Origin of the sequence: Mesorhizobium sp. M7A.F.Ca.US.006.01.1.1, assembly GCF_003997935.1 — a bacterium.
Taxonomy (GTDB): Bacteria; Pseudomonadota; Alphaproteobacteria; order Rhizobiales; family Rhizobiaceae; genus Mesorhizobium.
The window spans coordinates 1-3,111 of the sequence record NZ_RZQL01000427.1 but is presented as its reverse complement, the minus strand read 5'-3'; the positions used below and the strand labels follow the sequence as shown (position 1 = coordinate 3,111).

The 3,111-nt window shown below is 65.6% G+C and carries 2 protein-coding genes and 2 pseudogenes; 3 read left to right on the top strand and 1 reads right to left on the bottom strand.

The window, feature by feature from the left end; genetic code table 11:
• From EN943_RS36295 to EN943_RS36285, 3 genes and pseudogenes are all read left to right on the top strand, one after another.
• A pseudogene (locus tag EN943_RS36295) lies at positions 1-72 on the top strand (glucose dehydrogenase); the annotation flags it as partial.
• A 105-nt stretch (positions 73-177) separates the two neighbouring features.
• Entirely contained in the window at positions 178-1,779 is a 1,602-nt protein-coding gene (locus tag EN943_RS36290) for an FGGY-family carbohydrate kinase (RefSeq protein ID WP_127416536.1), read from the top strand.
• A gap of 133 nt (positions 1,780-1,912) precedes the next feature.
• Positions 1,913-2,941 (top strand): cupin domain-containing protein, encoded by a 1,029-nt coding sequence (locus EN943_RS36285; protein WP_127416535.1) that lies wholly within the window; start codon positions 1,913-1,915, stop codon positions 2,939-2,941.
• Positions 2,942-2,960: 19 nt separating this feature from the next.
• On the opposite strand, the pseudogene EN943_RS39040 reads toward EN943_RS36285, so the two are convergent.
• Positions 2,961-3,111: pseudogene (locus EN943_RS39040) on the bottom strand (DNA polymerase IV); the annotation flags it as partial.

The window sequence follows — 3,111 nt, the reverse complement described above, 5'->3', positions numbered from 1 at the left end:
TTCATGCTGACCCGGCCGCGCAACGTCACGATCCGCGATCTGGTGATTTTGCCGCAGAGCAATGATCTCTAAGCGAATAGCGAATAGCGAATAGCGAATAGGGAAGTTGGTTTCCATCCGCGAATCAACGACTTCGCTACTCGCTACTCGCTACTCGCCAAACCGAAGGTTTCTCCCATGCCCCATTATCTCGGCATCGATGTCGGCACCGGCAGCGCGCGGGCTGGGGTGTTCGACCACACCGGCACCTTGCTCGCCTCGGCCAAGCGGGACATCGAGGTCTGGCGCGAGGCCGGCGACATTGTCGAGCAGTCGAGCAATGACATCTGGCGGGCGGTTTGCGCGGCCACGCGGGAAGCGGTCGCTCAATCGGGCGTGGCAGCCGAGGCGATCGCCGGCATAGGCTTCGACGCCACCTGTTCGCTGGTGGTGCTGGGCGAGGGCGGTGTGCCCTTGGCCGTTGGTCCGTCCGGCAATCCCGAACGCAACATCATCGTCTGGATGGATCATCGCGCGGTCGAGCAGACGCGCCGCATCAACCGCAGCGGCGAGGCGGTGCTGAATTATGTCGGCGGCGTCATCTCGCCGGAGATGGAGACGCCGAAACTTTTGTGGCTGGCGGAAAACCTGCCCGCCACCTTCAATGCCGCCTGGCAGTTCATGGACCTCGCCGATTTCCTCACCTGGCGGGCGACCGGCAGCCTTGCCCGTTCGGTCTGCACCGTGACCTGCAAATGGACCTATCTCGCGCATGAAAGCCGCTGGGACAAAGCCTATTTCCGCAAGATCGGCCTCGGCGCGCTGGCCGACGAAGCATTCGCGCGCATCGGCACCGAGATCGTGCCGGCCGGCGCGGCACTTGGCGCCGGGCTGACCGCGCAGGCGGCAGCGGACCTTGGTCTCAACCTCGGCACGGCGGTGGCGGCCGGGTTGATCGACGCGCATGCCGGCGGCGTCGGCACGGTCGGCGCGCGCGGCGCGTTCGGCAGCGTCCTGTCGCGCATGGCCTATGTCTTCGGCACCTCGGCCTGCACCATGTCGTCGACCGCGCAACCGGCTTTTGTCGAAGGCGTCTGGGGTCCGTATTTCTCGGCCATGGTGCCGGGCCTGTGGCTGAACGAGGGCGGCCAGTCGGCAGCCGGTGCTGCCATCGATCATCTGGTGCGCATGCACCCCGCAGCCGGCGAAGCGGCTGACAAAGCACAGGCTGAGGGGCTCAGCCTCAGCGCCTGGCTGTCGCTGCAGGCGCAAAGCCGCAATGGGGCCGCGGCGACGCCGGCGCTGGTCGGCGGCATCCATGTCGTGCCGGAATTTCTCGGCAACCGCGCGCCTTTCGCAGATCCGGACGCACGCGCGCTGATCGCCGGGCTTGATCTCGACACCAGCCTCGACAGCCTGGTCGGGCTCTATGTCGCCGGGGTCTGCGGGCTGGGCTACGGCGCGCGCCAGATCGTGCGGGCCGAGCATGACAAGGGCATTCCCGTCGACACCATCGTGGTCAGCGGCGGCGCCGGCCAAAGCCCGCTGGTGCGCCAGCTGCTTGCCGACACGACCGGCATGGTGGTGGTGGCTTCGACCTCGCCGGAGCCGGTGCTGCTTGGCTCTGCGATGCTGGGCGCGGTCGCCGCCGGGACCTACAAAGATCTGACGGGGGCGATGGCCGGCATGTCGGACCTCGGCGAGGTCTATCATCCCGACGCTACGCTGGCCGGCTGGCACGCCAAGCGCTTCTCCGCGTTTGAGCTGCTGCAGCAGGCGGGCAAGGCGATCAGGGGTTGAGAGACTGTTTCGAAAGGCCAGCGCTCCTGTCTGGCTCTGTCAGGAGTGTGGCGAACACCGCTTGGCGATGATGCCGGAAGCTGGCAGCTTTGTTCCGTCGCGACGAGGGCAGGCGGCAGGAGCAGGGGGCCTGATGGCAGACGACAAATCGCCAGTGCCATTCGCATCGGACAGCGTGCCATGGACGGAATGGTCCGATGTGCCGCGCTTCGGTGTGCGCTACCGGCATCTGTCGCTGGCCGCTCTAGGCGAGAATTACCATGTCGGCGTGGCGATCGAGGAGCTGCCGCCGGGCAAGCAGACGTCGCCGGCGCATTACCATATTTTCGAGGAAGAGCATGTCTTCATCCTCGAAGGGATGCTCACCGCCTATGTCGGCGACGCTTCCTATGCCATGAAGGCCGGCGACTACATCTGCTTCCCTGCCGGCGCCGCGGCGGGACACTGCCTCATCAACACCGGCGATGCGCCGTGCCGCTATGTCATCGTCGGCGAGCGCAACCCGAACGACGTTGTCGTCTACACCGCCTCCAACAAGGTGCTGGTGCGCGCGCTGGGCAGCCGTGCGATCTTCGACCTCGCGGCAACCCGAACCTACTGGGACGGCGAGAACACCGGCCTCGCCGCCGGCGATCCGTTGCCGTCGGATGTGACGGCAGGCGTCACCAAGGCAGCAGCCACTCCGATCCCGCCGGTCGCCAGCGATGTTGTCGAGTGGAAACAGGAAGACGAGGGGGCGCGGTTCGGTGGTCAGTCCAAACACCTCACCTATGCCGCCTTGGGACGGCCCGACTATCATGTCGGCGTGCTGATCGAGGCGCCGGTCCCCGGCATGCGCCTGGCGCCCAGGCACTACCATATGCTGGAAGAAGAGCATGCGCTGATCCTGGAAGGGCAAGTGACGCTGCTGCTTGGCGAGGAGCGTTATGAGATGAAAGCCGGCGACTATGTCTGCTTTCCGGCCGGCCTGGCGGTCGGACATTCCTTCCTCAACAGCGGCACAGGACCATGCCGCTATCTGATGATCGGCGAGAAAAACCCCAATGAGGTCTGCGTCTATCCCGATTCCAACAAGATGGCGGTCGACGCCTTGCGCCGGCGCGATGGCATTTTCGACATGGGAGCGGTGAGGCGGTACTGGGATGGCGAAGAGACGCAATAGGGCCCGGCTGTCTCCGGCTTCACAGCTCCTTCTGCGCCAATTCCCTGAATTCGTCGGGAACCGAGCGTGCCGCCTCCAGCGCTACCGTGCCATAACCGACGGCCTGTTTGCCGAAGCGCTCGCGGATCTTGTCGATGGCGCGGTCGGCGTCGAAGCGTTCCAGGCCCTTC

Excerpts from the sequence above, each read along its gene's own strand:
- EN943_RS36290 (WP_127416536.1), top strand. The coding sequence starts at position 178 with ATGCCCCATTATCTCGGCATCGATGTCGGCACCGGCAGCGCGCGGGCT.
- EN943_RS36285 (WP_127416535.1), top strand. The coding sequence starts at position 1,913 with ATGGCAGACGACAAATCGCCAGTGCCATTCGCATCGGACAGCGTGCCA.